This is a genomic window from Brachybacterium sp. Marseille-Q7125 (assembly GCF_023062615.1).
Classification (GTDB): domain Bacteria; phylum Actinomycetota; class Actinomycetes; order Actinomycetales; family Dermabacteraceae; genus Brachybacterium.
The window spans coordinates 1-1,650 of the sequence record NZ_JALLAL010000116.1 but is presented as its reverse complement, the minus strand read 5'-3'; the positions used below and the strand labels follow the sequence as shown (position 1 = coordinate 1,650).

Below are 1,650 nucleotides of genomic sequence, written 5' to 3'. Positions count from 1 at the left end.
GGGGGGGGGGGCGGGGCGGGCGGGCGCGCTGCGCCCCGGGCCGGGGCGAGGCGGGCGCCGCGCCCCGGGCCCGCCCCTTCCACCCCGGGCCCGGGCCTTCCCGCGCCCCTTTCACCCCGGGCCCGGGCCATCCCGCGCCCTCAACGCATAAAGCAACGGTTCCGACTCAGATTCGAGTCGAAACCGTTGCTCGGAAGGGCCTGTGGGCGGTGGCGCTTAGCTTCCTCGCGCTGTTCACGCTCTCCGGTTGCTCGGGACCGCCGGCGCGTGATCACGCTGCCTCCATTGCCGACCAGACCGCCCTTAGGTGGGCCAGGAACGATTCCGGGCGCACGGCCTGCTCGACGGTGATCCGTACGACCTCCCACCCCAGCCGACGCAGCACGGCATCCTTCAGGCGATCGCGCCGAAACCTCGCCCGATCCGTGCGATGCCAGTCCCCGTCGTACTCGATGCAGATCTTCAGCGCCGGGTAGGCGAGATCCAGGATGTGCCTCGTCCCGGTGACGGGGTCGCGGATCGGCAGGTTCGGCACCGGCTCAGGGAACCCCGCCCTGAGCAGGAGCAGGCGGGTGTGCGTCTCCCAGGGAGATAGGACGTTCGGGCGTGCGTCGTTCAGAGCGCGCAGCATGGCGCGCACCCCGGGCAGGGCGCGGCGCGGCGCCCCTGAGGGGGCGTCCTCCCGCGCCGCGATCCCCGGGGCCGGGGTGAGGCGGAGCAGCTCATCGCGCAGGACCGCCGGTGACGGGGCGGGGATCTGGAGCCGCTGGTGATCGAGCACCGCGTCGCAGGCGGCCACGAGCTCCGCGTGTGTGAGGTCCCCGGCGAGCTGACAGAGCACCTCCACGGGCGGGGAGAGCAGTAGATCTCCAAGGCGGATCCGGGGCACCTGGTCGCCGCGGCCATCGCGGTGGATGCGGCGGTAGGACGTGCTCATCAGCCGATTCGCCGAGAGCGACAGCACGTGGATGCGCCCCGTTGCGGCGGTCCGCAGTCGTGGGGGCAGGCTGATGCCCAGCAGCTCGGCGGCGGTGGGGCCGCACAGTGCGGCTCGATGCGGCGCCAGGCGCTCGAGCACCGCCCGCGCCACCGCGGCCACCGACGGCGGATCGTTTGACAACGCTGACCACCCCGGGATGAGGGTGGTGAACTCGGGCGAGGCGAGGCGCCGACGGGTCACGCCCCGGGCGAGCCACTGATCGCGGTGCAGCAGAGGCCCGCCCCGGAAGGGGTGAGGGGCCAGGAGCATCGCGGGGCGCATGGTGCCTGACCCTAGAGAGCAGTCCGGGCCGATTCCCGCCCGCGAGCCCCGTTGTGGACAACGGGGCAATGTGGAGGGGAGGTGTTCAGACAGCGCCCGCGACGCAAAGCAACCGTTCCGACTCGAATCTGAGTCGAAACCGTTGCTTCTCAGCTGGTAGTGCTGGGGGCGGCGGTAGCGCGGGGTGGGATCCGGCAGGGAGGGGGAGGCGGGCTGCGAGGTCGCGGAAGTCATCGTCACGCTCCGAACATGTGCATCAGGGGGCGGGGGACGAAGCCGAGCATCAGCACGACCCATCCGATGACCACGGCCCAGAACAGGCCGCGCTGGTGCTTGGTGCCCTGGGACCAGAAGTCCACCAGGATCACGCGCAGGCCGTTGAGGGCGTG

Annotated in this window: 1 protein-coding gene and 1 pseudogene; both read right to left on the bottom strand. The window is 72.0% G+C overall.

Annotation, left to right across the window (positions count from 1 at the left end):
* Positions 1 to 271 precede the first annotated feature (271 nt).
* Positions 272 to 1,249, bottom strand: a complete 978-nt coding sequence (locus MU407_RS13940; protein WP_246958388.1) for a DUF559 domain-containing protein — start codon at positions 1,247 to 1,249, stop codon at positions 272 to 274.
* A gap of 248 nt (positions 1,250 to 1,497) precedes the next feature.
* Positions 1,498 to 1,650: pseudogene (locus tag MU407_RS13935) on the bottom strand (succinate dehydrogenase, cytochrome b556 subunit); the annotation flags it as partial.

Coding starts and splice junctions, on each gene's coding strand:
- MU407_RS13940 (WP_246958388.1), bottom strand. CDS start 1,249: ATGCTCCTGGCCCCTCACCCCTTCCGGGGCGGGCCTCTGCTGCACCGC.